The 25,353-nt window shown below is 69.1% G+C and carries 25 protein-coding genes and 1 other RNA gene; 12 read left to right on the top strand and 14 right to left on the bottom strand.

The window, feature by feature from the left end; genetic code table 11:
- Window positions 1-39 precede the first annotated feature (39 nt).
- Complete coding sequence (locus PSR88_RS06010; protein ID WP_009473904.1) at window positions 40-513, bottom strand: low molecular weight protein-tyrosine-phosphatase; 474 nt, start codon at window positions 511-513, stop codon at window positions 40-42.
- Complete coding sequence (locus PSR88_RS06005) at window positions 500-1,201, bottom strand: HAD-IA family hydrolase (RefSeq protein ID WP_016880005.1); 702 nt, start codon at window positions 1,199-1,201, stop codon at window positions 500-502. Before PSR88_RS06005 ends, PSR88_RS06010 begins: the two co-directional genes overlap by 14 nt.
- A gap of 29 nt (window positions 1,202-1,230) precedes the next feature.
- Here PSR88_RS06005 and cobC point away from each other — a divergent pair, with 29 nt between their 5' ends.
- The 4 genes from cobC to PSR88_RS05985 all read left to right on the top strand — a co-directional run bounded on the left by cobC (window position 1,231) and on the right by PSR88_RS05985 (window position 5,341).
- A complete protein-coding gene (cobC, locus tag PSR88_RS06000; RefSeq protein WP_009473902.1) occupies window positions 1,231-2,265 on the top strand; it encodes an Rv2231c family pyridoxal phosphate-dependent protein CobC in 1,035 nt (344 codons plus the stop codon).
- On the top strand, window positions 2,262-3,401 hold the full coding sequence (locus PSR88_RS05995; RefSeq protein ID WP_016880008.1) for a Nif3-like dinuclear metal center hexameric protein: 1,140 nt from the start codon (window positions 2,262-2,264) through the stop codon (window positions 3,399-3,401). Before cobC ends, PSR88_RS05995 begins: the two co-directional genes overlap by 4 nt.
- A 99-nt stretch (window positions 3,402-3,500) precedes the next feature.
- A complete protein-coding gene (locus PSR88_RS05990; protein WP_009473900.1) occupies window positions 3,501-4,238 on the top strand; it encodes a zinc ribbon domain-containing protein in 738 nt (245 codons plus the stop codon).
- Entirely contained in the window at window positions 4,235-5,341 is a 1,107-nt protein-coding gene (locus PSR88_RS05985) for a bifunctional RNase H/acid phosphatase (RefSeq protein WP_016880009.1), read from the top strand. Before PSR88_RS05990 ends, PSR88_RS05985 begins: the two co-directional genes overlap by 4 nt.
- A 7-nt stretch (window positions 5,342-5,348) precedes the next feature.
- Here the strand turns inward: PSR88_RS05985 and PSR88_RS05980 are convergent, their stop codons facing one another.
- Complete coding sequence (locus tag PSR88_RS05980) at window positions 5,349-6,599, bottom strand: SLC13 family permease (RefSeq protein ID WP_016880010.1); 1,251 nt, start codon at window positions 6,597-6,599, stop codon at window positions 5,349-5,351.
- A gap of 7 nt (window positions 6,600-6,606) precedes the next feature.
- Entirely contained in the window at window positions 6,607-7,134 is a 528-nt protein-coding gene (locus PSR88_RS05975; protein WP_029537293.1) for a DUF1697 domain-containing protein, read from the bottom strand.
- Window positions 7,135-7,194: 60 nt separating this feature from the next.
- Here PSR88_RS05975 and rnpB point away from each other — a divergent pair.
- Both rnpB and PSR88_RS05965 read left to right on the top strand, forming a co-directional pair.
- Window positions 7,195-7,633, top strand: an RNA gene (rnpB, locus tag PSR88_RS05970) — RNase P RNA component class A.
- 195 nt (window positions 7,634-7,828) lie between these two features.
- Window positions 7,829-8,632: an alpha/beta fold hydrolase gene (locus PSR88_RS05965; protein WP_011594282.1), complete on the top strand. Its 804-nt coding sequence runs from the start codon at window positions 7,829-7,831 to the stop codon at window positions 8,630-8,632.
- 8 nt (window positions 8,633-8,640) lie between these two features.
- Here the strand turns inward: PSR88_RS05965 and PSR88_RS05960 are convergent, their stop codons facing one another.
- Genes PSR88_RS05960 through PSR88_RS05950 form a run of 3 tightly spaced genes read right to left on the bottom strand, consistent with a single transcriptional unit; the run spans window position 8,641 to window position 10,149 of the window.
- Window positions 8,641-9,264 (bottom strand): LysE family translocator, encoded by a 624-nt coding sequence (locus tag PSR88_RS05960; RefSeq protein WP_009473821.1) that lies wholly within the window; start codon window positions 9,262-9,264, stop codon window positions 8,641-8,643.
- Window positions 9,265-9,286: 22 nt separating this feature from the next.
- Window positions 9,287-9,706, bottom strand: coding sequence for a MaoC/PaaZ C-terminal domain-containing protein (locus PSR88_RS05955; RefSeq protein WP_011594281.1), 420 nt, complete (start codon window positions 9,704-9,706; stop codon window positions 9,287-9,289).
- A complete protein-coding gene (locus PSR88_RS05950; RefSeq protein ID WP_011594280.1) occupies window positions 9,703-10,149 on the bottom strand; it encodes a MaoC family dehydratase N-terminal domain-containing protein in 447 nt (148 codons plus the stop codon). Before PSR88_RS05950 ends, PSR88_RS05955 begins: the two co-directional genes overlap by 4 nt.
- A gap of 403 nt (window positions 10,150-10,552) precedes the next feature.
- Here PSR88_RS05950 and PSR88_RS05945 point away from each other — a divergent pair, with 403 nt between their 5' ends.
- Together PSR88_RS05945 and PSR88_RS05940 are read left to right on the top strand one after the other, a co-directional pair.
- Complete coding sequence (locus tag PSR88_RS05945; RefSeq protein WP_009473817.1) at window positions 10,553-10,738, top strand: hypothetical protein; 186 nt, start codon at window positions 10,553-10,555, stop codon at window positions 10,736-10,738.
- A gap of 30 nt (window positions 10,739-10,768) precedes the next feature.
- Window positions 10,769-12,169: an RNB domain-containing ribonuclease gene (locus tag PSR88_RS05940; RefSeq protein WP_029537299.1), complete on the top strand. Its 1,401-nt coding sequence runs from the start codon at window positions 10,769-10,771 to the stop codon at window positions 12,167-12,169.
- Between the two features lie 4 nt (window positions 12,170-12,173).
- Here PSR88_RS05940 and pip read toward each other — a convergent pair whose 3' ends face one another.
- Genes pip through panB form a run of 3 tightly spaced genes read right to left on the bottom strand, consistent with a single transcriptional unit; the run spans window position 12,174 to window position 14,511 of the window.
- A complete protein-coding gene (pip, locus tag PSR88_RS05935) occupies window positions 12,174-13,139 on the bottom strand; it encodes a prolyl aminopeptidase (RefSeq protein WP_016880014.1) in 966 nt (321 codons plus the stop codon).
- A 7-nt stretch (window positions 13,140-13,146) separates the two neighbouring features.
- Window positions 13,147-13,602 (bottom strand): hypothetical protein, encoded by a 456-nt coding sequence (locus tag PSR88_RS05930; RefSeq protein ID WP_016880015.1) that lies wholly within the window; start codon window positions 13,600-13,602, stop codon window positions 13,147-13,149.
- A 39-nt stretch (window positions 13,603-13,641) separates the two neighbouring features.
- Complete coding sequence (panB, locus tag PSR88_RS05925) at window positions 13,642-14,511, bottom strand: 3-methyl-2-oxobutanoate hydroxymethyltransferase (protein ID WP_016880016.1); 870 nt, start codon at window positions 14,509-14,511, stop codon at window positions 13,642-13,644.
- A 183-nt stretch (window positions 14,512-14,694) separates the two neighbouring features.
- Between panB and PSR88_RS05920 the strand changes: the two genes are divergently transcribed.
- From PSR88_RS05920 to PSR88_RS05905, 4 genes are all read left to right on the top strand, one after another.
- Window positions 14,695-16,263: an alpha/beta hydrolase gene (locus tag PSR88_RS05920; RefSeq protein ID WP_029537301.1), complete on the top strand. Its 1,569-nt coding sequence runs from the start codon at window positions 14,695-14,697 to the stop codon at window positions 16,261-16,263.
- A 116-nt stretch (window positions 16,264-16,379) separates the two neighbouring features.
- Complete coding sequence (glnA, locus tag PSR88_RS05915) at window positions 16,380-17,720, top strand: type I glutamate--ammonia ligase (RefSeq protein ID WP_005247775.1); 1,341 nt, start codon at window positions 16,380-16,382, stop codon at window positions 17,718-17,720.
- Between the two features lie 8 nt (window positions 17,721-17,728).
- Window positions 17,729-20,743, top strand: a complete 3,015-nt coding sequence (locus tag PSR88_RS05910; protein WP_029537308.1) for a bifunctional [glutamine synthetase] adenylyltransferase/[glutamine synthetase]-adenylyl-L-tyrosine phosphorylase — start codon at window positions 17,729-17,731, stop codon at window positions 20,741-20,743.
- Window positions 20,740-21,705: an endonuclease/exonuclease/phosphatase family protein gene (locus tag PSR88_RS05905; protein ID WP_016880019.1), complete on the top strand. Its 966-nt coding sequence runs from the start codon at window positions 20,740-20,742 to the stop codon at window positions 21,703-21,705. Before PSR88_RS05910 ends, PSR88_RS05905 begins: the two co-directional genes overlap by 4 nt.
- A gap of 3 nt (window positions 21,706-21,708) precedes the next feature.
- Here PSR88_RS05905 and PSR88_RS05900 read toward each other — a convergent pair whose 3' ends face one another.
- From PSR88_RS05900 to PSR88_RS05885, 4 genes are read right to left on the bottom strand one after another with little or no spacing between them, the layout of a single operon-like run.
- Complete coding sequence (locus PSR88_RS05900; protein ID WP_009473807.1) at window positions 21,709-22,692, bottom strand: glycine betaine ABC transporter substrate-binding protein; 984 nt, start codon at window positions 22,690-22,692, stop codon at window positions 21,709-21,711.
- Window positions 22,692-23,474, bottom strand: coding sequence for an ABC transporter permease (locus PSR88_RS05895; RefSeq protein ID WP_011594273.1), 783 nt, complete (start codon window positions 23,472-23,474; stop codon window positions 22,692-22,694). The genes PSR88_RS05900 and PSR88_RS05895 overlap by 1 nt, the downstream gene beginning before the upstream one ends.
- Window positions 23,471-24,697, bottom strand: a complete 1,227-nt coding sequence (locus PSR88_RS05890; protein WP_011594272.1) for an ABC transporter ATP-binding protein — start codon at window positions 24,695-24,697, stop codon at window positions 23,471-23,473. Before PSR88_RS05890 ends, PSR88_RS05895 begins: the two co-directional genes overlap by 4 nt.
- On the bottom strand, window positions 24,690-25,340 hold the full coding sequence (locus PSR88_RS05885; protein WP_029537312.1) for an ABC transporter permease: 651 nt from the start codon (window positions 25,338-25,340) through the stop codon (window positions 24,690-24,692). Before PSR88_RS05885 ends, PSR88_RS05890 begins: the two co-directional genes overlap by 8 nt.
- Window positions 25,341-25,353: the final 13 nt, after the last annotated feature.

The raw sequence follows: 25,353 nt of genomic DNA, 5'->3' as shown, positions 1-25,353 counted from the left end.
CCACGGTAGCCGCTCGCAGGTGGGGACCCTGATCGTGGGTTACCGGCTGCGCACCCAGTCGAGCAACCCGGGCACCGCGGCCTCGATCTGCAGGCGGACCCGTTCGAAGTCCTCGAGGTCGCCGTAGAAGGGGTCTGGGACGGACGACGTGTCCGCGTCCGGGTCGAAGCTGCGCAGCAGCCGGCGGCGTTCGTCGGGCACCCCCATGTGGGCAAGCTCACGGTCGTGGTTGGCCGCCAGTGCGACCACCAGATCGGCGCCGAGATGGAACGGCCCGACCTCCGCGGCCGTGTGGCCCGTCGGGTACCCGTTCAGCTTCAGGGTCTCGTTGGTGCGGATGTCGGCCTCGCGGCCGACGTGCCAGCCGTGGGTCCCGGCGCTGCTCACCGTCACCCGGTCGTCGAGGGCTTCCCGGCGGAGGTGCTCGGCGAAGATCTTCTCGGCCATGGGGGAGCGGCAGATGTTGCCGGTGCACACGAACGTCACGTGCAACGGGGTGTCAGGCTGCGGCATCGAGCATCTTCCCGAGGTGGGCGACGGTCTGCGCCGTCGTGTGCGCGCGCTCGGCCTCGGCCGGGAAACCGTAACCCCACTCGACGAACACCGCGGGGATGCCCCAGTGCGCGGCACCGAGGACGTCGTGGTCACGGTCGCCGACCATCAGGACGTCGGGGGTGGCGCCCTCGGTGGCGGTGACTCCCAGGTTGCGGAGGGAGTGGGCGATCACGTCCGACTTGGCGCGCCGACTGCCGTCGTCGCTGGCACCGCCGATGAACTCGAAGTATTGGGCCAGTTCGAAGTGTTCGAGGATGCGGATCGCGAACCGTTCGGACTTCGACGTGGCGACGGCGAGCCGTCGGCCGCTGTCGCGGGCGTCGATCAGCACCTTCTCGACGCCGTCGAAGACGGCGTTCTCCGCCCACCCCACGCTGTCGTAGCGCTCGAAGTAGGCCGCGACCGCCTGCCGCACGACGTCTTCGTCCAGCCCCATCGACCGGAACGTGTCGATCATCGGCGGGCCGATGACGGCGTCGATCATCTCGTCGGTCGGTTCCGGCTGCCCGATCGTCGCGAGCGCATGACGGAACCCGGCGTGAATGCCGGGCGCGGAGTCGGTGAGCGTGCCGTCGAGATCGAACAGCACGATCGGAGCCGACAGGGCCGAAGGGGCGGAGGACAGGGAGGTGGAGAGAGATGTCACCGGACCATTGTCCCTTAGGCTCGACGGTTGTGGACATTCGTGCCGGTACCCGGGAGAGCCTGCGTCACCACGGAGACGTGGATGCGGGGCCCGGTCTCCTCGATTTCGCAGTGAACGTGCAGGGCGACGGGCCCCCGGAATGGCTGCGACTGCGTCTCGCGGACGCGTTGCCGCGCCTGGGCTCCTATCCCACCGTCGGGGCCGATCGCGCCGCCCGGACCGCAGTCGCCGCCCGGCACGGCCGGACGCCCGAGGAGGTGCTGCTCCTCTCGGGTGGGGCCGAGGGCTTCTCCCTGCTCCCGCGGCTCGGGGTCCGGGAGGCAGCACTGATCCATCCGTCGTTCACGGAACCGGAGTGGGCGCTGCGGGAGGCGAACGTGCCCGTCACACAGGTGCTGCTCGACGACCCGTACGTCCTGGATGCCGCCGCGATTCCCGAATCCGCCGACCTGGTGGTGATCGGCAACCCGACCAACCCCACCTCGGTGCTGCACCCCGCGGAGGAGATCCTGCGGCTGCGCCGCCCCGGCCGGATCGTCGTGGTCGACGAGGCGTTCGCCGACGCGGTGCCGGGCGAGGTCGAGTCGCTCGCCGGTCGTTCGCTGCCCGACGTGCTGGTGCTGCGCAGCCTCACCAAGACGTGGGCACTGGCCGGACTGCGCTGCGGGTACGCGCTCGGCTCCCCGGAGATCCTCGAACGCCTGCAGGTGGGGCGGGCGCACTGGCCACTGGGAAGCCTGCAGGTGGAGGCGATCGCCGCATGCAGCGAACCGGACGCCGTCGCCGCCGCTCGGGAGCACGCCGTCGTGCTGGGTGCGTGGCGGGACGACATGATCCGGCGGCTGAACGCGATCGGCGTCGCGGTGCACCAGCCCGCCGTCGCACCGTTCCTGCTGCTCCGACTGCCGGACGGCGAACTCGTGCGGAAGCAACTACGCGAGCGGGGCATCGCCGTGCGGCGGTGCGACACGTTCCCCGGACTCGGTCCCGACTTCCTCCGGGTCGCGGTCCGACCCCCCGAGCAGACCGATGTGCTGATCGACGCGATGAAGGAGATTGTGTGAACCCGGTGCGTCTCGCCGACGTGATCGCGGCCCTGGATGCGGCATACCCGCCCGCCCTCGCCGAATCGTGGGACTCCGTCGGCCTCGTGTGCGGCGACCCCGACGACACGGTGACGACGGTGACGATCGCGGTCGATCCGACCGCCGAAGTCGTCGACGAGGCGATCGACGCCGGCGCCGACCTTCTCCTCGTCCACCACCCGCTGCTGCTGCGCGGCGTCGACACCGTCGGCGCGCACACCCCGAAGGGCGCACTCGTCCACAAACTGATCAAGGCCGGATGCGCCCTGTTCACCGCGCACACCAACGCCGACTCCGCGGACCCCGGCGTCTCCGACGCCCTGGCCGCGGCGCTCGGACTCACCGTCACCGGACCGATCGACCCACACCCCACCGAGGACCTGGACAAGTGGGTCGTCCTGGTCCCGGCAGGCGACGCCGACACGGTGCGCCGCGCCCTGTTCGACGCGGGCGCCGGACACATCGGCAACTACCGCAACTGCAGCTGGTCCGTCACCGGGCAGGGCCAGTTCCTCCCGACCGACGGCGCGAACCCCACCCTCGGCGCGGTCGGTGCGCTCGAACGCGTCGAGGAGAGCCGGGTGGAGGTGATCGCCCCGCGCGGCATCCGGCAGAAAGTGCTCGCCGCGATGCGCGACGCACACCCGTACGAGGAGGTCGCGTTCGACGTGTTCGAGATGGCGACGTTCCCCGGACCCCGCGGACTCGGGCGGTTCGGGGAGCTCCCCGAACCGCTGTCGCTGCGCGACTTCACCGACCGGGTGGCGGACGCCCTGCCCGCCACGACGTGGGGTGTGCGGGCCGCGGGCGACCCCGAAGCGACGATCCGCACCGTCGCGGTGTGCGGCGGCTCCGGCGACTCGTACCTGGACGCCGTCTCCCGACTCGGCGTGGACGCCTACGTCACCGCCGATCTGCGACACCACCCTGCGGACGAGCACCTGCGCGCCGGAGGTCCGGCCCTGATCGACGTCGCGCACTGGGCGAGCGAGCAGCCGTGGTGTGACCAGGCCAAGGGCGTCCTCGACGCCGCGTTCGGCCGCACACCGGAATGGCAGGTTCGGGTGTCGGCCGTACGAACCGATCCGTGGTCGGTCAGCGCGTCGCCGTCGTAGCGCCGTCCGGCCGAAACCAGTGATCCGCCGGGGTACGGTTGACACCCAAGCAATCTGCACACCAGAACCCTTCACAGAAGACAGCAGGAGTTACCACGCGTGAACGTCGAACCACAGGTGCAGTCCAAGCTTCTCGACCTCGCCGGCGTCGATGCGGAGCTGTCGAGGATCGCCCACCGACGCACCGCGCTTCCGGAGCGTCAGGAAGTCGAGCGGCTCGAGGCGGAGCGCGTCACCCGTAAGGACGCGGCCGTGGCCGTCGAAATCGTCCTCGACGATCTCGACCGCGACATCCGCAAACTCGAAGGTGAGGTCGACGCCGTCCGTCAGCGCGAGGACCGCGACCGCACACTGCTCCAGAGCGGAACGGTCGGATCGAAGCAGCTCACCGAACTCGAACACGAACTCGGCAGCCTCGTCCGCCGTCAGGGACTGCTCGAGGACGAATTGCTCGAGGTGATGGAACGGCGCGAGGCGTCGCAGTCCGACCACGACCACGCCGGTGCGCAGCTGTCGCAGATCGAGGAAGACCTCATCGACGCCGGCCGCCGCCGGGACGACGCCGTCGCGGATCTGGACGCCGCCGAGCAGCGCTGCATCCGCGACCGAACGGCCCTGGCCGACCAGTTTCCCGCCGACTTGATCGCCGTCTACGAGAAGCAGCGGAGCCAGAACGGCGTCGGAGCGGCACTGCTGCAGTCGCGGCGCTGCGGAGCATGCCGCATCGAACTCGATCGCGGCGAGATCTCCCGGATCACCGCCACCGCACCCGACGTCGTCGTGCGCTGCTCCGAATGCGGCGCGATCCTGGTGCGCACCAAGGAGTCGGGTCTGTGAGTGCCGGTCGGGTCGTCGTCGAGGCCGACGGTGGTTCGCGCGGCAATCCCGGACCCGCCGGCTACGGCGCCGTGGTGTTCGACGCCGCCAACGGCACCGTTCTCGCGGAGCGCAAGGAGAGCCTCGGGATCGCCACCAACAACGTCGCCGAGTACCGGGGCCTGATCGCCGGTCTCGACGCCGCCGCCGAACTCGGCGCCTCCGAGGTGGACGTGCGGATGGACTCCAAACTGGTGGTCGAGCAGATGTCCGGGCGCTGGAAGGTCAAGCACCCGGACATGATTCCGCTGCAGCGCCAGGCGTCCACACTCGCCCGGCAGTTCGATTCTGTGACGTACACGTGGATTCCGAGGGCGGAGAACGCGCACGCCGACCGCCTCGCCAACGAAGCCATGGACGGCGCCGACGGCGATGCCGACGTCGAACCGGAACCGGCTGCCGTCCCCTCGGAGAAGACCACCCCCGCGGCACCGGGCTGGATGGACACGACGGGCGCCCCGACCCGGATGCTGCTGCTCCGGCACGGGCAGACCCCGCTGTCCGTCGACCGGCGCTACTCGGGTCGCGGGAACCCGGCCCTCACCGAGATCGGGCAGGCCCAGGCGAACGGCGCGGCCGCCCGCTTCGCGGGCAACAACGGAATCGCGGCCGTGGTGTCGTCCCCGCTCGGGCGCGCGCAGCAGACCGCGACGGCGGCGGCGAAGGTGCTCGGACTCCCGGTCACCGTGCACGAGGGCCTCACCGAAACCGACTTCGGCGAGTGGGAGGGCCTCACGTTCCGGGAAGCTGCCGAGCGCGACCCCGAACTGCACCGCAAGTGGTTGTCGGACACGTCGGTGTGCCCGCCCGCGGGGGAGAGCTTCGACGAGGTGCGGGAGCGCATCCTGAAGGTCCGCGACGACCTCACCGCCTCCTACGCCGGCTCCACGATCCTCGTGGTCACCCACGTGACCCCCATCAAGACCCTGCTGCAGTTGGCGCTCGACGCGGGACCCTCCCTGCTGTACCGGCTGCATCTGGATCTGGCGTCGCTGAGCATCGCCGAGTTCTATCCCGACGGCGGCTCGTCCGTCCGGCTGGTGAACGACACCTCCCACCTGTGAGTACTTGTTAACCGCCCGCGGTTAACAAGTACTCACAGGCCCAGAGGGCAACGACCGCGGCGAGCAGGGTCAACGGCGTGGTCACCAGCGCGAGAACCGTGAACGTCCGGAGATCTGCGGGAGATCCGGCTCGCGCGGCCACGCGCCGCCACAGCATGATCGCGAGCGATCCCACGTAGGTGAGGTTGGGGCCGAGGTTCACACCGAGCAGCATCGCCAGCACGAGTCCGGTCGGAGGGTGCGGTCCGAGCGCCGCCAGCAGGAGCAGCGTGGCGGGCAGGTTGTTCACCAGGTTCGCCGCGACCGTGGCGACGACGGCCATCGTGAGCAACGCGGTGAACGACGTGTCGGTCGGCAGCCGCGTGGCGATCCATTCGCCGATCGGACCGTTGGCGACCCCGGCCACGACGACGCCGAGGATCAGGACGAACGCGCAGAACCACACGTCGATCGAATACACGATCCGTCTCACGCTGGTCCGGCCGTCGCGCAGGGCGACGACGCCCAGCACGATCGCCCCCGCCGCGGCCACCCATGCCGGTGCGACCCCGACGAAGCCGGACACCGCGAACCCGAGGAGTGTGGCCGCGATGATCGACAGTGCGGCGACCGGCGCCTGCGGATCGCGTTTCGGATCCGGCTCGGCTTCGGGCCGGCCGAGGTGACGCCGGAAGAACACGCGGAACAAGATGAGTTCGACGACGATCGCCACAGCCCACGGCAGGGCCATCACGGCGGTGAAATGCAGGAAGGTCAACCCGGTCGCCGAGAACGCGATGAGGTTTGTCAAGTTGGACACGGGCAGCAGGGTCGACGCGGTGTTCGACAGGTGAGCCGTGGCGTACGAGTGGGGGCGCGGATCCATTCGCAGCGAGCGGGCCGTGGCGATCACCGCCGGTGTCAGCAGGACCACCGTGGCATCGAGACTCAGCACCGCGGTGGTCAGCGCCGCCGCCCCGAACACGAGTGTCAGCAACCTCTTCGGATCCCCCCGCGCCCCCCGGCGCAACCGGCCCGCGATCCAGGTGAACACACCCATGGCGTCCGCGAGGTGCGCGAGCACGAGGATCGCCGCCAGGAACCCGACGGTGGGGGCCATCTCCGACACTTCGTCCCAGGCCTCCGACGGCGTCACCAGACCGGTGGCCAGGACGACGACCGCAGCCGGTGCGGCCGCGACGATCTCGGGCAGCCTGCGTGGGCGCACGACCGCGAAGACGAGGACTCCGGCGACGAGCGCCACCGCCAGAACTGTCACCGAGGGGTCACTTCAGGAGCTTGTGGAGGGTGCGCAGATTCCGGGTCGTGGTGAACGCCTTGAGCTTGGGAGCGCCGGTGCTCCTGCCGAACCTGCTCTTCAGCGTCATGCCCCGTTCGACTTCCCAGTACAGGACGCCGTCGCCGGCCTGCACCCGTTCGACCTCCGGATCCAGCTCGTCCCGGATGCTCAGAAGTGTGTCCAGGACGTCGGGTTCAGGCGTCACCAGCACGTACGGGTGCCAGCCTTCTCGCTCGGGGTCGAATGGGTAGTCCTCGACGATCTTCCGGACCGTGTCGAGGTCGAGGACGAAAACCCAGGCTTCGTAGTGGAATTCGGCACGCAGCGCGGCTTCGATCTCCCTCTTCAGGGCGGGGGCGTCGCCGCGGTCGGAGTCGAAGAGCACGTTGCCCGACGCGAGAACGGTCTTCACGTTCTCGAATCCGAGATCGACGAAGGTGCTGCGGAGGTCGGCCATCTTGATGTTGACGCCACCCACGTTGATGCCGCGCAGGAGGGCGGCGTATCGGGTCATGAACAGACCATAGTGCGGCGACATGACACGTTCGCACGGACTGTAGGCTGATCGCGCGGACGAGTTGGCCGGGCGACCGCGGCACAGGGAACCAGCACTTCAGTGCACAGGCCCTGAGTCGAGGAAAGTCCGGACTCCACAGAGCAGGGCGGTTGTTAACGGCAACCCGAGGTGACTCGCGGGACAGTGCCACAGAAAACAGACCGCCGATGCCACATCCTCCGGGGTGTGGCGTCGGTCAGGGTGAAACGGTGCGGTAAGAGCGCACCAGCACCCCGGGTGACCGGGGTGGCTAGGTAAACCCCGCCCGGAGCAAGGTTGAAGGCCGCACCGGTTCCTCCGGGATCCCGGTGCGGCTGCGCAGGTGTTCGAGGGCTGCTCGCCCGAGCCTGCGGGTGAACCGCTCGAGGTACCCGGCGACGGTGTGCCCAGATGGATGGTCGCCACCCGGCGCTTCGGCGCCCGGGGACAGGATCCGGCTTACACGCCAACTCGTCCGCCTCACCCTTGTACCAATCGGCGAGGTCACGGCCCCGACTGGCGAATAACAAACAGACCGGTTAGCATCTTTCCCGCATCGGCCCGACCGACCCGAATCGGGGTCGATGTCGGGGCCCGTCGCCCACAACCGTGGGCGACGGGCCCCACTACCGGCGGCAGTAGATGTTACTCGTGATAGCGGTAACATCTGTCCATGGACTTGCCCCACGACATCGCCGGCTCCGGCCCCACCCTCGTACTCGTGCACGGGGTGGTGCATCGCCGGCAGGCCTGGAACGCCCTCCTGGACCAGTTGACGCCCTACCGCCGGGTGGTCACCGTCGACCTTCCGGGGCACGGAGAATCGGCCGCACTCGACGACGGCCCGGACATGATGGATCAACTCCTCGAGGAACTGAGCGGGTTCGTCCGCTCGGTGACGCCGGCCGGGGAACGGCCGCACGTCGCGGGGAACTCGCTCGGAGGCTGGCTGTCCCTCGCTCTGGCGGCCCGGGGCGAGGTCGCCTCGGCCACGGCGCTCTCACCGGCCGGCTTCTTCGTCAACCATGCCGATCAAGCACGCACCATCTACACGTTCCGCGCCCTGCGCGGACTCGCCCGGGCGATGGGTCCGAACGCTCCGAAGGCTTTGCGATACAAGGCCGTCCGCTATCCCTCGCTCGCCGCCTTCTTTGCCCGGCCCAGCCGGGTGCCGTACGAGGACGCCGTGATCGACACGCACTCGCTCACTACGAATGCCCTGGTCGACAAGGGGATGACAGCAAAGTTCGATCTCCCGCCGGTCGTCGACGCGACGGTTCCCGTCACCGTGGCGTGGGGGCGGCGCGACCTGATTCTGCCGGTGTATCAGGCACGACGCGTGCGCCGATTCTTCCCGCAGGCGCAGATACTGGTCCTGCCCGGCATCGGGCACGTCCCGATGACCGACGACCCGAATCTGATCAGCACGATTCTGCTCGGCGGCAGTTCGGCGAGTGCCGGCGACTCCCGGAACTGACCTCGGTCCTACCGCGCCTCGGCGACGACGCCGGCACCGAAACCGAACAGGACCGTTCCGGTGATCCGATCCAGGACCCGTCGCACCGACGGCTTCTCCAGCGTGGTGCGCGCCCGGGTCAGCAGGAGGCTGTACGCGCCGAGCCAGACGATCCCGAGGAGCCCGTGAACGAGCACGAGCAACGCCAGGGTCGGGGCGGTCGGCCACCCGGGCGGAACGAGTTGCGGGAGCAGGCCGGTGTAGAACACCGCGATCTTGGGGTTCAGGAGGTTCGTCAGGAACCCGGCCCGCCAACTCGATCCCGGCGACGGAACAGGTGCCGGTTCGACCGCGGCGGTGCGTCGTCGCGACCGGCTGCGCCAGAGGGTGGAGAGCCCCAGATACACCAGGTACATCCCGCCGACGATCTTCACGACGGTGTACGCCTCCGCGGAGGCGGCGAGCACCGCTCCGAGCCCGACGACGGTCAGCGCGCCCCACACCGTCAACCCGGCGACCACACCGAATGTCGCCCGCAGCGCGGCGCCGCATCCACCGGACAGGCCCGCGCGCGTCACCACCGCCATGTCCGGGCCGGGAATGACGGTCAGGAGCCCGAGCACCGCGAACGCGGTCACCACGACACCGATCATGGGGTCAGTATGTCGGGCGCGCTCAGCGCAGTGAAATCCACACTTGCGACTTGCCGAGCACCGCGTGTCCGTCGAAGGTCACCGTCAGGTCGATCCGGGCGGTGCCCGCGGCCTCGTCGACCTGCGCGGCCTTCGCGACGACCTCGACGACCGCGCCCTCGTCCGGGGCGACGATCACCGGCTTGGTGAAGCGGGCGCGGTATCCGGTGACGCGTGCCGGGTCGCCGAGCCAGTCGACGACGCACTGCGTCGCCAGTCCCAGCGTCAGCATGCCGTGCGCCAGCACGCCCGGCAGGCCCACGGCGTCCGCGACGTCGTCCCGGTAGTGAATGGAGTTGAAGTCGCCGGACGCCCCGGCATAGCGGACCAGGGATTCGCGGGTCACGGTATATCGGGACTTGGCGACGGTGTCGCCGAGCATGATTCGCCCCGGGGACGTCATTCCTCCCCCCTGACGAACAGGGTCGACGTCATGGTGCTCACGTGATCGCCTGTGGCGTCGAGGATCTCGATGTCGGCGACGAGCAGTGTGTGCGGGCCGCGCGACGTCACGTTCGTGACGGTAAGTATCGCGGAGAGTTCGTCGCCCGCCACGACCGGGCGGACGGACGTGGCGTGCTCGGTGCTGTGCACCAGGTTGACGGGCTCGATTCCCGACGTCGGATCCGCGACGAGCTGCGCCAGTGCACGTTCCTGCACGATGACGGGAAACGTGGGCGGGGCAACGAGATCGGCGTGACCGGCGGCGCGGGCACTGTCGACGTCGAACGACGTCGGGTTGGTGGCGAAGACGGCGCGGGCGAATTCCCTGATCTTCTCGCGGCCGACGAGGTAGGGCTCGGTCGGTGGGTAGACACGACCCTCGATCGCTGGATTCACTGCCATCAGATCAGCCTAGAGACGTGCAGTCCCCGGGGCAGGGCGAAGCGTTCGGACCAACGTCACGAATGTGTCGCGGGCGTGCCTGCCCCTTCACAGCGAAGCCCCCGCCGGACACGTCCGGCGGGGGCTTCGAGGTATCGACTGATCGATAGCCGTCAGACGGGATCGACCATCAGCAGTTGGGCCCAGTAGGTGGCGCCTTCGGCACCGAGGTAGGGAAGTAGCTGATCAAAAATGATCGTTGACATGCTCGCTCCATTCTCTGTTCGGGCACTGCGCCGGAAAGGCGAGCCATCGGCACCGCACTGACCGGCGCCGGGGACCGTATCACCGGACAGGTCTCCGAGGGTAACAGTCTGAGCGTGATCCACAACCCCACACGTCCCACCGGTGCCACACTGAGGGAATGACTGACGAAGATCATCTCTGGTACTACAACGTCGACGACGGCACGGTCACGCAGGGGAAGGCGGCATCGTCGATGTCCCGGATGGGGCCGTACCCCGACCGCGCGTCCGCCGAGAAGGCGCTGCAGATCGCCGCGGAGCGGAACAAGGCGGCGGACCGGGCAGACGAGGAGTGGAACAACTAGCGTTGCGGAAAGGGTGTGTGTGAGGTGCCGGTGAGTCGTTTCGTTGCGCGCGGAATCGATTTCGGCACCGTGCGCACCGAATTCCACCTGCCGGAGGGGTATCCGCCCGCGGCGGTCGCGCAGGCGCGGGCGGCATCCGATCGGTACGCGTCCGAGCGGGAGGACCGCACCGATCTGGCGTTCGTCACCATCGATCCGCCCGATTCCCTGGATCTCGATCAGGCGCTGCATCTGGAGCGGACACACGGAGGATTCGTCCTGCACTACGCGATCGCGGACGTCGGCGCGGTCGTGGAGCCCGGTGGGGTGCTCGATGTGGAGACCCGCAAACGCGGGCAGACGTTCTACCTGCCCGACGGCAAGGTGCCGCTGCACCCGAAGGAGCTCTCCGAAGGATCCGCGAGTCTCCTTCCGGACGAGGACCGCCCGGCGGTGGTGTGGCGGATCGAACTCGACGAGTCGGCCGAACCGGTGTCCTGCACGGTGTCCCGTGCCACGGTCCGTTCCGTGGCACGGCTGGACTACGCCGGTGTGCAGGCCGATGCGGAGGCGGGACGACTGCATCCGTCGATCGCGTCGCTGCCGGAGTTCGGCCGGCTTCGCACCGCGGCGGCGGTGGCGCGCGGCGCGATCGAACTCCGGCTCCCCGAGCAGGAAGTGGTGCCGGACGGGGACGGCTGGCGCGTCGACCTCGCGCCCCGCACCGAGGCCGACGACTGGAACGCCGAGATCTCGCTCCTCACCGGAATGTGCGCCGCGGCCATGATGCTCGACGCGAAGGTCGGGTTGCTCCGCACCCTGCCGCCCGCCGGGCCGGACGCGGTCGAGGCGCTGCGACGCACGGCGTCGGCGTTGGCGATCGACTGGCCGCAGAGCGTCGGGGTAGGTGAACTCCTGGCGCGGCTCGATCCGAATTCGGCGTCGACGCTGGTGCTGATGACCGAGGCGCCGTCACTGCTGCGGGGCGCCGACTACGCGGCGTTCGACGGCGCCCTGCCCGAATTGACGACGCACGCCGCCATCGGCGCCCCGTACGCCCACGTGACCGCGCCGTTGCGCCGGCTCTCGGACCGGTATTCCACGGAGGTGTGCCTCGCCGCCACCGCGGGAACACCGGTGCCGTCCTGGGCGCGGGAAGCGCTGGGCTCGATGCCCGAGATCATGGTCGGCTCGGATTCTCTCGCGAGCAAGATCGACCGTGCCTGCATCGACCTCACCGAAGCGACCGTGCTCGCCGACCGGGTGGGGGAGACGTTCGACGCGACCGTGCTGCGGTCACGGAACGGCAAGCGCACCGCGGACGTGTTCGTCCCGTCCGTATCCGTGATGGCGAAATGCGTGGGCGACCCGGCCGAGGGCGAACAGGTGAAGATCAGGCTCGTCTCTGCCGACGTCGCGAAGCGGACCGTCGAGTTCGGTTACCCCGCATAGCGGGTCAGTTGCGGAACCGGTCCGTTGCCTCGACGAGGTGATGCACGATGCCCGGCTCCATCGCGGAGTGTCCGGCGTCGTCGACGATCTCGAGCCGCGAATCCGGCCAGGCCCGGTGAAGCGCCCACGCACTGGTCGCCGGGCACACCACGTCGTAGCGTCCCTGCACGATCACGCCCGGAATGCCGTCCAGTGCGGCGGCGTCCCGGAGAAGCTGACCCTCGTCCAGGAAGCCGCGGTTGTGGAAGTAGTGGTTCTCGATGCGGGCGAAGGCAAGCGCGAACCTCGGCTGGGACGTCTCCACCACCCGTTCCGGTTTGGGGAGCAGCGAACTCGTCGCGCCCTCCCACGTGGACCACGCGACCGCGGCCCGCGTCGCGACGTCGGGATCGTCGGACTGCAGGAGCCGGTGGTAGGCCTCGACGAGGTCGCCACCCCGCTCCGGTTCCGGGACCGGAGCCAGGAACTCCTCCCACAGTTCGGGGAACAGGTGTCCGGCGCCGCCGTTGTAGTACCAGTCGATCTCGCTGCGGCGCAGCAGGAAGATCCCCCGCAGCACCAGTTCGGTGACCCGGTCGGGATGCTTCTGGGCGTAGGCGAGAGCCAGTGTGGAGCCCCACGACCCGCCGAAGACCTGCCACCGGTCGATGCCGAGATGGGCGCGCAGCAACTCCACATCGCCGAGGAGACGGCCGGTGGTGTTGACCGACAGATCCGCCCCGTCGGCGACGTGGGGTGTGGAACGTCCGCATCCGCGCTGGTCGAGGAGCACGATCCGGTACACCTGCGGGTCGAAGAACTGTCGTTGCGCAGGATCGGTGCCGCCCCCGGGCCCGCCGTGGAGGAACACCACCGGCTTCCCGTCGGGGTTGCCGCTCTGCTCCCAGTACATCTGCTGTCCGTCGCCGACGTCGAGATGCCCGAACTGGTACGGCTCGAGCGGCGGGTACAGGGTGCGCAGCTGGGTCACGTCGGCCTCAGAACCCGATCAGGCCGGACGCCAGATCGGGGATCTCCAGCGCGGTCACCGCCTCCTGCCGGATGCCGGGGCAGGCCGCCGTCGTGATCACGTCGATCCGGCCCCGGTCCTGCAGGAAATCGAGCGCGTTGAGGTTGTTCTGCGCGATCCATGTGCCGACGAGACCGTTCAACCCGGTCTTGCCGATGGTCGGGGTGTAGGTGCGCCAGCTCTGCAACTGACCTTCGAGGTCGGTGCACAGCTGGGCGGCCTGCGCCTCGGTGACGCCACCCGGCACGAGGGCGGTGCCGGGTACCGCGGTGGTGGCCGGCGCCGGGGGTGCGGTGGTGCCGGGTGCGGGGCCGGGGCCGGCGCACCCCGTGACGACCGCCGCGGCCGCCACCGTCCCGGCCGCCATCACGGCCAGGCGGTGACGCCGTCCGGTGCCGTGCACGTGTCGCTGTCCCATGAACATCCCCTCGAGTGTGTGCCGGCCCGGTGAGTCGAGGACGGCCTAGAAGCTGTGCTCTTCCGCCGGGAACGTTCCGGCGCGTACCTCGGTCGCGTATGCGGCGGCCGCGCCGCGCAGCTCGTCCCCGACGTTACCGAAGCGCTTGACGAACTTCGCCGTCTTGCCGCTGGTGTAGCCGGCCATGTCCTGCCACACGAGGACCTGGGCGTCACACTCGACGCCCGCTCCGATGCCCACGGTGGGGATGGTGAGCTTGCGGGTGACCTGGCCTGCGATCTCGGCGGGCACCATCTCCATGACGACGGAGAACGCGCCGGCCTCCTGCACGGCGATCGCGTCGGCGACCAACTGCTCGGCGGCGTCGCCGCGGCCCTGCACGCGGAAACCGCCGAGCGAGTTCACGCTCTGCGGGGTGAACCCGACGTGGGCCATGACGGGGATGCCTGCCGCGGTGATGGCGGCGATCTGCGGCGCGACGCGCTCGCCGCCCTCGAGCTTGACCGCGTGGGCCAGCCCCTCCTTCATGAACCGGGTCGCGGACGCGAGGGCCTGTTCGGGGGAGCTTTCGTAGCTGCCGAAGGGGAGGTCCGCCACCACGAGAGCGTGCGGCGCACCGCGGACGACGCCGCGAACGAGGGGGAGGAGTTCGTCGATCGTGACCGGGACGGTGGTCTCGTATCCGTAGACGACGTTGGCGGCCGAATCGCCGACGAGGAGAACGGGAATCCCAGCTTCCTCGAAGATGCGGGCGCTGGAGTAGTCGTAGGCGGTGAGCATCGCCCAGCGTTCACCCTCGGCCTTCATGGCCTGCAGGTGGTGGGTTCGGGTCTTGCGCTTGGGAACGTCGTGCGATGGTGCTGATCCGTAGAGCCGATCTTCTGACGTGCTCGCGGACGACTTGCTATCGGACATCGTTGTCCCTTTCTGGCCTCGAGGCCCTTGACGGGTCCCCGGGTGCGGGTGATGACGCCTACAGTCTGCCACCGGCCCGCGGGGGAGCGAAGGGCTCGCGCGGGTGCGATAGGTCACACCCCCTGCCTGTCCTCTGACCTGCGGGAAGGCCTGTCGGCGCAGAACCCCTGGCACGATCGTCCTATGTCGAAGAGTGCTCGGGTACCGGCCGCGTTCGCGGGGTGCATCGCCGTCCTCCTTGTCGTCGCAGGCTGTGCGGGAGGCGGACGGGACGCCGGTGAGGCAGTCGCCGAACCGTCGGCGGCCGAGGCGGCTCCGGCCGGGCCGATCCCCGCCGGGCTCGAGGAGTACTACACGCAGCAGGTGCAGTGGGCCTCGTGCGAGGGATACAGCACGGACGGGTCTCCGCTCGGCGACACTCTCGACTGCGCGAAGGTGACCGTGCCGAACGACTACGCGAATCCCGGGGGCGCCACCGCTCAGATCGCCGTCTCCCGGTCGAAGGCGACCGGCGACAAGGTCGGATCGCTGCTCGTGAACCCCGGCGGCCCGGGGGCGTCCGGTATCGGGCTGGCGTCCGTGGCCGACGGCACCGAGATCGCGGAGCGGTTCGACGTCATCGGTTTCGATCCGCGCGGCGTCGGCGCGTCCACCCCGCAGGTGACCTGCCTGACCCCGCCGGAGGTGGACGCCAGACGCAAGGACGACGACGTCGACATGAGTCCCGCCGGAATCGCGCGGACGGAGGCCGAGAACCGCGAGTACGCGGACAAGTGCGCGGACCGGACCGGTGTCGACGTCCTCGCGCACGTCGGCACGTACGACGTGGTGCGCGACATGGACGTCATCCGGGCGGTGCTCGGTGACGAGAAGCTCAACTACCTCGGCTACTCGTACGGCACCCGGCTCGGCTCGACGTACGCGGAGACGTTCCCGGGCAACGTGCGCGCGATGGTCCTCGACGGTGCCCTCGATCCCGAGCAGGACCCGACGGAGGAAGTGATCCTGCAGGCGGCCGGTTTCCAGTCCGCGTTCGACGCGTTCGCCGCGGACTGCATGCAGCAGCCGGACTGTCCGCTGGGCACCGACCCGGCACAGGCGAACGCGAGGTTCCGGGCGCTCGTCGACCCGCTGATCGACAAGCCGGCCGCGACCACCGACCCGCGCGGACTCAGCTACACCGATGCGATCACCGGCGTCCAGCAGGCCCTGTACTCGCCGAATCTGTGGGGCCCGCTCCGCGGCGGTCTGGAGAGCCTGCGGACGGGGACCGGTGATTCGCTGCTCATGCTGGCCGATCTGTACGAGGGGCGCGCCGACGACGGCACGTATTCGAATCTCAACGACGCGTTCAATTCGATCCGCTGCATGGACGATCCGCCGGTCACCGACCGCGCGGTCGTCGGGGAGGCGGACGTGCGGTACCGCCAGGCGGCGCCGTTCCTCGACGACGGTCGCGGCACCGGCAGCGCGCCGCTGGACGTGTGCGCGTTCTGGCCCGCGCCGAACACGGGCGCGCCGCACACGGTGTCGGCGCCCGGGATCCCGCCGGTCGTCGTCGTGTCGACGACCGAGGATCCGGCGACGCCGTACCAGGCGGGTGTGGATCTGGCGAAGCAGATGAACGGCTCGCTCGTCACGTACCGGGGCACTCAGCACACCGTCGTTCTCGACGGCGAGGCGTGCGTCGACGACGCTGTTTCGGACTATCTGGTCGACCTCGCGGCGCCGGCTGCGGATCTGGCGTGCTGACCCATGCCTGTGACGGGATCGGCCGAGGTGCCCGCACGCTGGCACGATGCGGAATCCGGCAGAGTCGAATCAACGAAGTAACACAGATTTAACGAACTTTGCTTACTCTCGCGGACATGGATCGCCAAAAGGAATTCGTGCTTCGCACCCTCGAAGAGCGCGACATTCGGTTCGTCCGATTGTGGTTCACGGACGTTCTCGGATACCTGAAATCGGTGGCGATCGCCCCCGCGGAACTGGAAGGCGCCTTCGAGGAGGGCATCGGCTTCGACGGATCCGCGATCGAGGGCTTCTCCCGGGTGTCCGAGGCGGACACGGTCGCGAAGCCGGACGCGTCCACGTTCCAGGTGCTGCCGTGGAGTTCGAGCAAGGGGCACCAGCACTCCGCCCGCATGTTCTGCGACATCGCCATGCCCGACGGTTCGCCCTCCTGGGCGGATTCGCGGCACGTGCTGCGCCGTCAGCTGAACAAGGCGAGCGATCTGGGCTTCAGCTGCTACGTGCACCCCGAGATCGAGTTCTTCCTCCTGGAGAACGGGCCGATCGACGGCACCCCGCCGAAGCCCGCCGACTCCGGCGGCTACTTCGACCAGGCCGTCCACGACTCCGCCCCCAACTTCCGCCGGCACGCCATCGACGCACTCGAGTCGATGGGCATCTCCGTCGAGTTCAGCCACCACGAAGCGGCCCCCGGCCAGCAGGAGATCGACCTGCGGTACGCGGACGCCCTCTCGATGGCCGACAACGTGATGACGTTCCGCTACGTCGTCAAGGAGGTCGCGATCGCCGAAGGTGTGCGCGCCACGTTCATGCCGAAGCCGTTCAGCGATCAGGCCGGTTCGGCGATGCACACCCACATGAGCCTGTTCGAGGGCGACACCAACGCCTTCCACAACCCGGACGATCCGATGCAGCTGTCGGAGACCGGTAAGGCGTTCATCGCCGGCATCCTCGAGCACGCCAACGAGATCAGCGCCGTCACCAACCAGTGGGTCAACTCCTACAAGCGGCTGATCCACGGTGGCGAGGCCCCGACCGCCGCGTCCTGGGGTCCGTCCAACCGGTCGGCGCTGGTCCGCGTCCCGATGTACACGCCGAACAAGGCGTCGTCGCGTCGCGTCGAGATCCGCAGCCCCGATTCGGCCTGCAACCCGTACCTGACGTTCGCGGTGCTCCTCGCCGCGGGTCTGCGCGGAATCGAGAAGGGCTACGAACTTCCGCCGGAGGCCGAGGACGACGTGTGGGCGTTGACGTCGGCCGAGCGCCGCGCCATGGGCTACCGGGAACTGCCCGGCAACCTCGACGGCGCGCTGCGCGAGATGGAGAAGTCGGAGTTGGTGGCCGAAGCACTCGGCGAGCACGTGTTCGACTTCTTCCTGCGCAACAAGCGTCGCGAGTGGGAGGAGTACCGGAGCCACGTGACGCCGTTCGAACTCAAGACGTATCTGGGGTTGTGAGCAAGAGCATGGTGAAGCCTCCGGCAGCGCGTTCTGCCGTTCCCGGCCCGGGTCGCCTGGGTCTCGTCGAGCCGACCGCTCCGTCCGAACTCCGCGATCTGGGCTGGGTCGGTGAAGACAGCATCGAACTGCTCTGGTCGTTGTCGCGGGCCGCGAACGCCGACCTCGCTCTCCGCACCCTGGTGCGCCTGAAGGACGGCCTCGGCGAGGACTGGGCCGAACTCGATGCGGCGCTCCGCACCGACAAGGGCCTTCGTGGCCGGCTGTTCGGTCTGTTCGGTGCGTCCAGCGCGTTCGGTGACCATCTGGTCGCGGACCCCGCGTCCTGGAAGATCCTCGCCGGCGACGTCCGCCTCCCGTCGAAGGACGAGGCGACCGCCACGATGATGGCCTCGGTCGGGGCCGAACCCGAGGAAGGCGCCCACCCGGACGCCAACCTCTACCGGGCGAAGGTCACCGGACCCGATGCCATCGCGGCGCTGCGCAAGACGTACCGCGACGAGCTGATGCTGCTCGCCGCCATCGACCTCGCGGCGACTGTCGAGAACGAGCCGGTACTTCCGTACCAGACGGTCGGGCATCAGCTGTCCGATCTGGCGGACGCCGCGCTGAACGCCGCCCTCGCGGTGGCCGTCGCAGCCGTGTGCCCGGACGCCCCCTGCCCCGTGCGGCTGGCGGTCATCGCCATGGGCAAGTGCGGTGCCCGCGAACTCAATTACGTCAGCGACGTGGACGTGGTCTTCGTCGCCGAACCCGCCGACGCGACCGCCAGCCGGATCGCGGGCGAGATGATGCGCATCGGCTCCTCGGCGTTCTTCGACGTGGACGCCGCGCTGCGGCCGGAGGGCAAACGCGGGGAACTCGTCCGCACCCTCGAATCCCACGTCGCGTACTACAAACGCTGGGCCAAGACCTGGGAGTTCCAGGCGCTGCTCAAGGCCCGCCCGATGATCGGCGACGCCGCGCTCGGACAGCAGTACGTCGACGCCCTCAGCCCGATGGTGTGGACCGCGTCGGAGCGTGAGGACTTCGTTCCCGAGGTGCAGGCGATGCGCCGCCGGGTCGAGGAGATGGTTCCGCCGGAACTGCGCGAACGCGAGCTGAAACTGGGACGCGGAAGTCTGCGCGACGTCGAGTTCGCCGTCCAGCTCCTGCAACTCGTGCACGGGCGCGCGGACGAGGCTCTGCACGTCCAGAGCACCATCGACGCGCTGACCGCTCTCGCCGCCCGCGGCTACGTGGGTCGCGACGACGCCGCGAATCTCGCTGCGTCCTACGAGTTCCTGCGGTTGCTCGAGCACCGGCTGCAGTTGCAGAAGCTGCGGCGCACACACACCCTCCCACCCGCCGACGACGAGGAGGCGCTGCGCTGGCTGGCCCGGGCGGCGCACATGCGTCCGGACGGCAGCAAGGACGCGCTCGGCGTTCTCAACGCGGAGATCAAGCGCAACTCGCACCGCGTGCGGCGCCTGCATGCCAAGCTGTTCTACCGGCCGCTGCTCGAATCGGTGGCGCGCATCGACAAGGAGGCGCTGCGGCTGAGCCCGGACGCGGCCATCCGCCAGCTGGCGGCGCTGGGTTACACCGCCCCGGAGAACGCGCTCGGCCACCTCACCGCTCTGACCAGCGGCGCGTCCCGTAAGGGCCGCATCCAGGCGCTGCTGCTGCCGACCCTGCTCGAATCGCTCGCCGACACACCGGATCCCGATGCGGGTCTGCTCGCGTACCGGCGGCTGTCGGACGCGATGACCGATCAGACCTGGTTCCTCCGGCTGCTGCGTGACGAGGCGTCGGTCGCCGAGCGGCTGATGACGGTGCTGGGATCCTCCGCCTACGTTCCCGACCTGCTGATCAAGGCGCCGGACGTGGTGCGCCTGTTCGCGGATTCGCCGGCCGGACCGCGACTGCTGGAGTCGAAGCCGGAGGACGTCGCGCGCGGCATCCTGACGGCGTCGGCACGCCACGACGACCCGGCCCGCGCGATCGCTGCGGCGCGGTCGCTGCGTCGCTACGAGCTGGCGCGTATCGCGTCCGCGGACATCCTCGGCATGCTCGACGTGCAGGGCGTGTGCAAGGCGCTGTCGTCCGTGTGGGCGGCGGTGCTCAATGCTGCCCTGGCGGCGGTGATCAAGGCGAGCGAGAAGGAACTCGGCACGCCCGCTCCCGCGACATTCACGGTGATCGGCATGGGCCGCCTCGGTGGCGGTGAGCTCGGCTACGGCTCCGACGCGGACGTGCTGTTCGTCTGCGAGCCGCGCGAGGGGATCGACGAGACCGTCGCCGTCAAGTGGGCCAACAGCATCGGCGACAAGGTGCGGGCCCTGCTCGGCGCGCCCAGCACCGATCCGCCGCTCGAGGTCGACACCGGCCTGCGCCCGGAGGGTCGCAGCGGCCCGATGGTGCGCACCCTGGCGTCCTACGAGGCCTACTACGCGCAGTGGGCGCAGGCCTGGGAGATCCAGGCGCTGCTGCGCGCGCATCACGTCGCGGGCGACGCCGATCTGGGGCTGCGCTTCCTGCACATGATCGACAAGACCCGCTACCCGGAGGGCGGGGTGTCGGAGCAGGCGGTGCGCGAGATCCGGCGCATCAAGGCGCGCGTCGACTCCGAGCGGTTGCCGCGCGGCGCCGATCCCGCGACGCACACCAAACTCGGGCGCGGCGGCCTCGCCGACATCGAATGGACCGTGCAGCTGATCCAGCTTCGGCACGCCCACGAGATCGAGTCGCTGCACAACACGTCGACGCTCGAGACGCTCGACGCGATCGGCGCGGCCGAGTTGCTCAGCGAGTCCGACGTCGAATTGCTCCGTGACGCGTGGATCACCGCGACGAAGGCGCGCAACTGCCTGGTGCTCGTCCGCGGCAAGGCCACCGATCAGCTGCCCGGTTCGGGACGGGTGCTGTCCGCGGTCGCGCAGATCGCCGGCTGGGGTGGCAGTGATGCGGGCGAGTTCCTCGACCACTACCTGCGGGTGACCCGGCGGGCCAAGGCTGTGGTGGAGAGAGTCTTCGGGGAGTGATCGCCACCCGGGGGGTGCGGGCACTGACGGCCCTCGGATGGCTCGCGGTGCTCGTCGGCGTGTTCGGCGTCGTGCTGAGATTCCTCGACGTCCAGAACCAGCGCCTGCTCGTGCTGGCGTCTGCGGCGCCGTACCTGATGGCCGTCGCCGCGGTCGGGGTGCTGTTGCTCGGAATCGCCCGGCACTGGACCGGTTTCGGCGTCGCGCTGATGGTGGCCGTGGTGGCCACCCTGTCGCAGGGCCCGCTGTACGTCGCGAACAGTTCGGTGACGGCGTCCGGGCCGGAACTGACGGTGATGCAGGCCAACATCTGGCTCGGCAACGCGGACGCCGACTCCCTCGTCCGGCAGATCCGGGACCGCGGCGTCGACGTGCTCACCGTCAACGAACTGACACCGGAGGCCGTCGACCGGTTGGTGGCAGCGGGAATCGAATCGACCCTGCCGTTCTCGTTCCTCATGCCCGGCAGCGGCGGCGAGGGAACCGGGATCTGGAGCCGGTACCCGCAGACCGACAAGGTCCACCACTCGGAATTCGTCCTGTCCGCGCTGTCGGCCCGGGTGGAACTCCCGGACGGTGCGAGCACGGCACTGTACGCGTTCCACCCGGTTCCGCCGTGGCCGTCGGATCCGTCGCTGTGGTCGCGCGAGATGGACCGCATCAAAGCCATTCTCGACGCCGTCCCCGCCGACTCGGGACCCGTGATCGTCAGCGGCGACTTCAACTCCACCCGCGACCACGTGAAGTACCGCAACCTCGTGACCGGACGCTACCGCGATGCCGCCGACCAGGTGGGTGCCGGAATCCAGAACACGTATCCCGCCGACCGGCAGCCGTTGCCGCCGATGATCGCGATCGATCACATCGTCACGAGCGGCGCACAGGCGCAGTCCGTGGAATCGGTGGTGCTGACGGGTTCGGATCATCGCGGCCTGATCGCGAAGATCGACCTCGGCAGCTGACCGTCACGGCAGCGTGACGAAACCCTTCTGCACCAGCCAGTCCCGGGCCACGTCCGCCGGTTCCTCGCCCTCGACGTCGACCCGGCGGTTCAGTTCGGTGATCTCCTCGTTGGTCAGCGCCGCGGAGATCGGGGCCATCACCTCCGCGACCTGCGGATGTGCCTCGGCGAAATCCTTGCGCATGGTGATCGCCGGGTTGTACTTCGGAAAGAACTGTCGATCGTCGTCCAGCAGCACCAGATCGAGCGCGATGATGCGGCCGTCCGTCGTGAACACCTCACCGAACTTGCACTGCGTTCCGTCGGCGGTGGCCTGATAGATGATGCCGGTCTGGAGAATCTGGCGGTTCGCGCGGGCGGGGTCGAAGCCGTATTTGGCGGCCATACCCGGGAACCCGTCCTGGCGGACGTTGAATTCGGTTTCGACGCAGGTCGTCGCGGCAGCGGGGTCGCGGTTGACCAGATCCGCGTACTCCGACAGGGTGGTGATCCCGGTTTCCTCCGCGGTCTGCCTGCTCATCGCGAGTGCGTACGTGTTGTTCATCGGTGCCGGATCGACCCACACCATGCCGTTGCTGTCGAGGTCCTCGTCGCGGACCGCCTCGAACTGCGCGGTCGGGTCGGGGATCGGAATCTCGTTGCCGAGGTAGTTGATCCACCCGGTCCCGGTGTACTCGTAGGTGACGTCGATCTGCCCGTCCAGCTGGGCGTCCCGTGTGCTGTTGGACCCCTGGATGTTGGTGAGGTCGCGCACCTCGGCACCGGCGGCACTGAGCGCGAACTCGATGATGTACCCGAGGGTGACCTGCTCGGTGAAGTCCTTGGAACCGACGGTGATCTTGACACCTTCGAGTTCGGGGACGGGCTGGATGCTGCCCGGTTCCACCGACAGCGGCAGGGCGCCACCGGATTCGAGGCCGCAGGACGCTGCGAGGACTCCGCAGAGTGTCACGGCCGTCGCGGCAATCGCCTTCCGGAGATGGTTCATCAGCGCAGCCCCTTCGGGCCGAGGAACTCCTCGGCCAGGGCGCCGCACCAGTCGACGAGCAGCGCGAGCGCGACCGCGAGCACGGCTCCGACCACCAGGGTCACGTTGTCGCGCAACTTGTATCCGGTGTCGATGAGGATTCCCAGACCGCCGGCGCTGACGAGGAAACTGAGCGTCGCGGTGCCCACGGCGAGCACGAGCGACGTGCGCAGTCCCGCGAGGATGTACGGGACGGCGAGTGGGAACTCGACCTTCCGCAGGACGAGGGCGGCGGTCATGCCCTGTCCGCGCCCGGCGTCGATGACGGCGGGATCGACCTCCTGCAGACCCAGGATCGTGTTCCGGAGAACGGGCAGGAGAGAGTAGAACGCGATGGGGAGCACCCCGATCCAGAATCCGGTGGTCCCCGTCGCGAGGAAGAGCAGCACCAGCAGTCCGATGGCCGGCGCGGCCTGTCCGATGTTGGCGATTCCGAGGAAGATCGGTGCCAGCTTGGTGAACCCGGGCCGCGTCAGCAGGATCCCCAGCGGGACGGCGACGACGACGACGATCGCGACCACCGCGGCCGTGATCAGCACGTGCTGCCACGTCAGGGTCGCGATGTTGGCGGCGTTGAGGCTGCCCTTCTGCGTGGCGGTGAGTTCGCGGTTGAAGGCCCAGGCGAGCACACCCACCACCAGGATCACGACGATGATCGGCTGGACCAGCAAGCGGGCCCGCTCCGACCGCCGGGCGGCAGGTGCGGTGGGTGCGGTGGGCTTCGTGGCGACGGCGGCCGTCATGACGGTGTGCCGCCCTCGCGCGCCCCGTCCTGCTGCGGCTCGCCGTCCTCGTCGTCGTGCGCGTGTTCCTCACGCATCGCGGACAGGTGCGTCACCAGTGTGTCGATCGTGATCAGGCCGCGGTACTCGCCCCGCCGGCCGGTGACGATCGTCGACGCACTGCTCTCCGCGAGGAGCGCCTCGAGGGCGTCCTGCAGCGTCGACTGGGTCGACACCACCTCCTCGATCGGGTCGCCGATGTCGCGCAGCGACGTGGCGTTGGCCAGATGCCGCAACGACACCCAGCGGGTCGGGCGGTCCCGCGCGTCCAACAGGACTCCCCACTTATCCTTGCGGCGTGCGATCGCCGCCCGCAGATCGTCCACCGACCCGTCCTCGTACGCGGTGGGGCAGTCGAGGAGTTCGACCTCCGCCACCCGGGTGAGCGTCAGCTGCTTCAGGGAGGCGTCCGCGCCGACGAATCCGGCCACCATGTCGTTCGCCGGATGGGCGAGGATCGCCTCCGGGGTGTCGTACTGCATGATGTGCGACTGGTTGCCCAGCACCGCGATCCGATCGCCCAGCTTGACCGCCTCGTTGAAATCGTGCGTCACGAAGACGATCGTCTTGCCGAGATCGGACTGCAGTCGCATCAATTCGTCCTGCAGCAGTCCGCGCGTGATCGGGTCGACCGCGCCGAACGGCTCGTCCATGAGCAGCACCGGGGGATCGGCGGCCAGCGCCCGCGCCACCCCGACGCGCTGCTGCTGACCGCCCGACAACTGCCGGGGGTAGCGCTCGCGGTAGAGGTCGGGTTCGAGTCCGACGAGGTCGAGCATCTCGTCGGTGCGGTCGGCGATCTTCTTCTTGTCCCAGCCGATCAGACCGGGGACCGTGCCCACGTTCTTCGCGATCGTGAGATGCGGGAACAGTCCGGCCTGCTGGATCGAGTAGCCGATGCCGCGCCGCAGCTTGTCCGGGTCGATGGACAGGGCGTCCTTGCCGCCGATCGTGATCTTCCCCGACGTCGGTTCGATGAGCCGGTTGATCATGCGCATGGTGGTGGTCTTGCCGCAGCCGGACGGGCCGACGAGGACCACGATCTCCCCGGCGGGGATGCGCATCGACACGTTGTCGACGGCCGCCTTCTCCTGGCCCGGATAGCTCTTGACGACGTCTTCGAGGACGATGTCCACTCCCGAGACGGTGCTTCCGTTGGTGTGCGGTGTATCGAGGTCAGTCACGGATCCCCCTGGAGGTGGTGAGTCGGCCGATGACGGCGAGGACGCCGTCGAGTACGAGGGCGAGGATCACGATGAGAACGGTCCCCGTGAGGGCCTGCGGTATCGCTGTCGGGCTGCCGACGCGGGACAGTCCCGAGAAGATGAGGTTGCCGAGCCCGGGACCCTTGGCGTAGGCGGCGATCGCGAGGATGCCCATCAGCATCTGGGTGCTCACCCGCATGCCCGTCAGGATCGACGGCCAGGCGAGCGGGATTTCGATCCTGCTCAGCACCGTCGTGCGGCTCATTCCCACGCCCCGGGCGGCGTCGGTGATCGCGGGATCGACGGAGGCGAGTCCGAGGATGGTGTTCCGGATGATCGGCAGCAGTGCGTACAGCACGAGAGCGGTGACGGTGGGGGCGACACCGAGTCCGAGGATCGGAATCAGCAGGCCGAGCAGGGCGAACGACGGGATGGTGAGGATCGTGCTCGCGAGTGCGGTGGCGATCGCGGAGCCGGCCGGACTGCGGTACACGAGGATCCCGATCGCCACCGCGACGATCGTGGCGATCACCACCGACTGCACGACGGCGCTGACGTGCAGGAAGGAGTCGGTGAGCAGTTGCTGCTTCCGGGCGGAGACGAAGTCCCACAGTTGCTGCATGTCCAACCGTGAA

The organism is Rhodococcus sp. DK176, from assembly GCF_038447315.2.
Classification (GTDB): domain Bacteria; phylum Actinomycetota; class Actinomycetes; order Mycobacteriales; family Mycobacteriaceae; genus Rhodococcus_F; species Rhodococcus_F jostii_A.
This window is presented reverse-complemented; position numbering and strand designations above follow the sequence as displayed.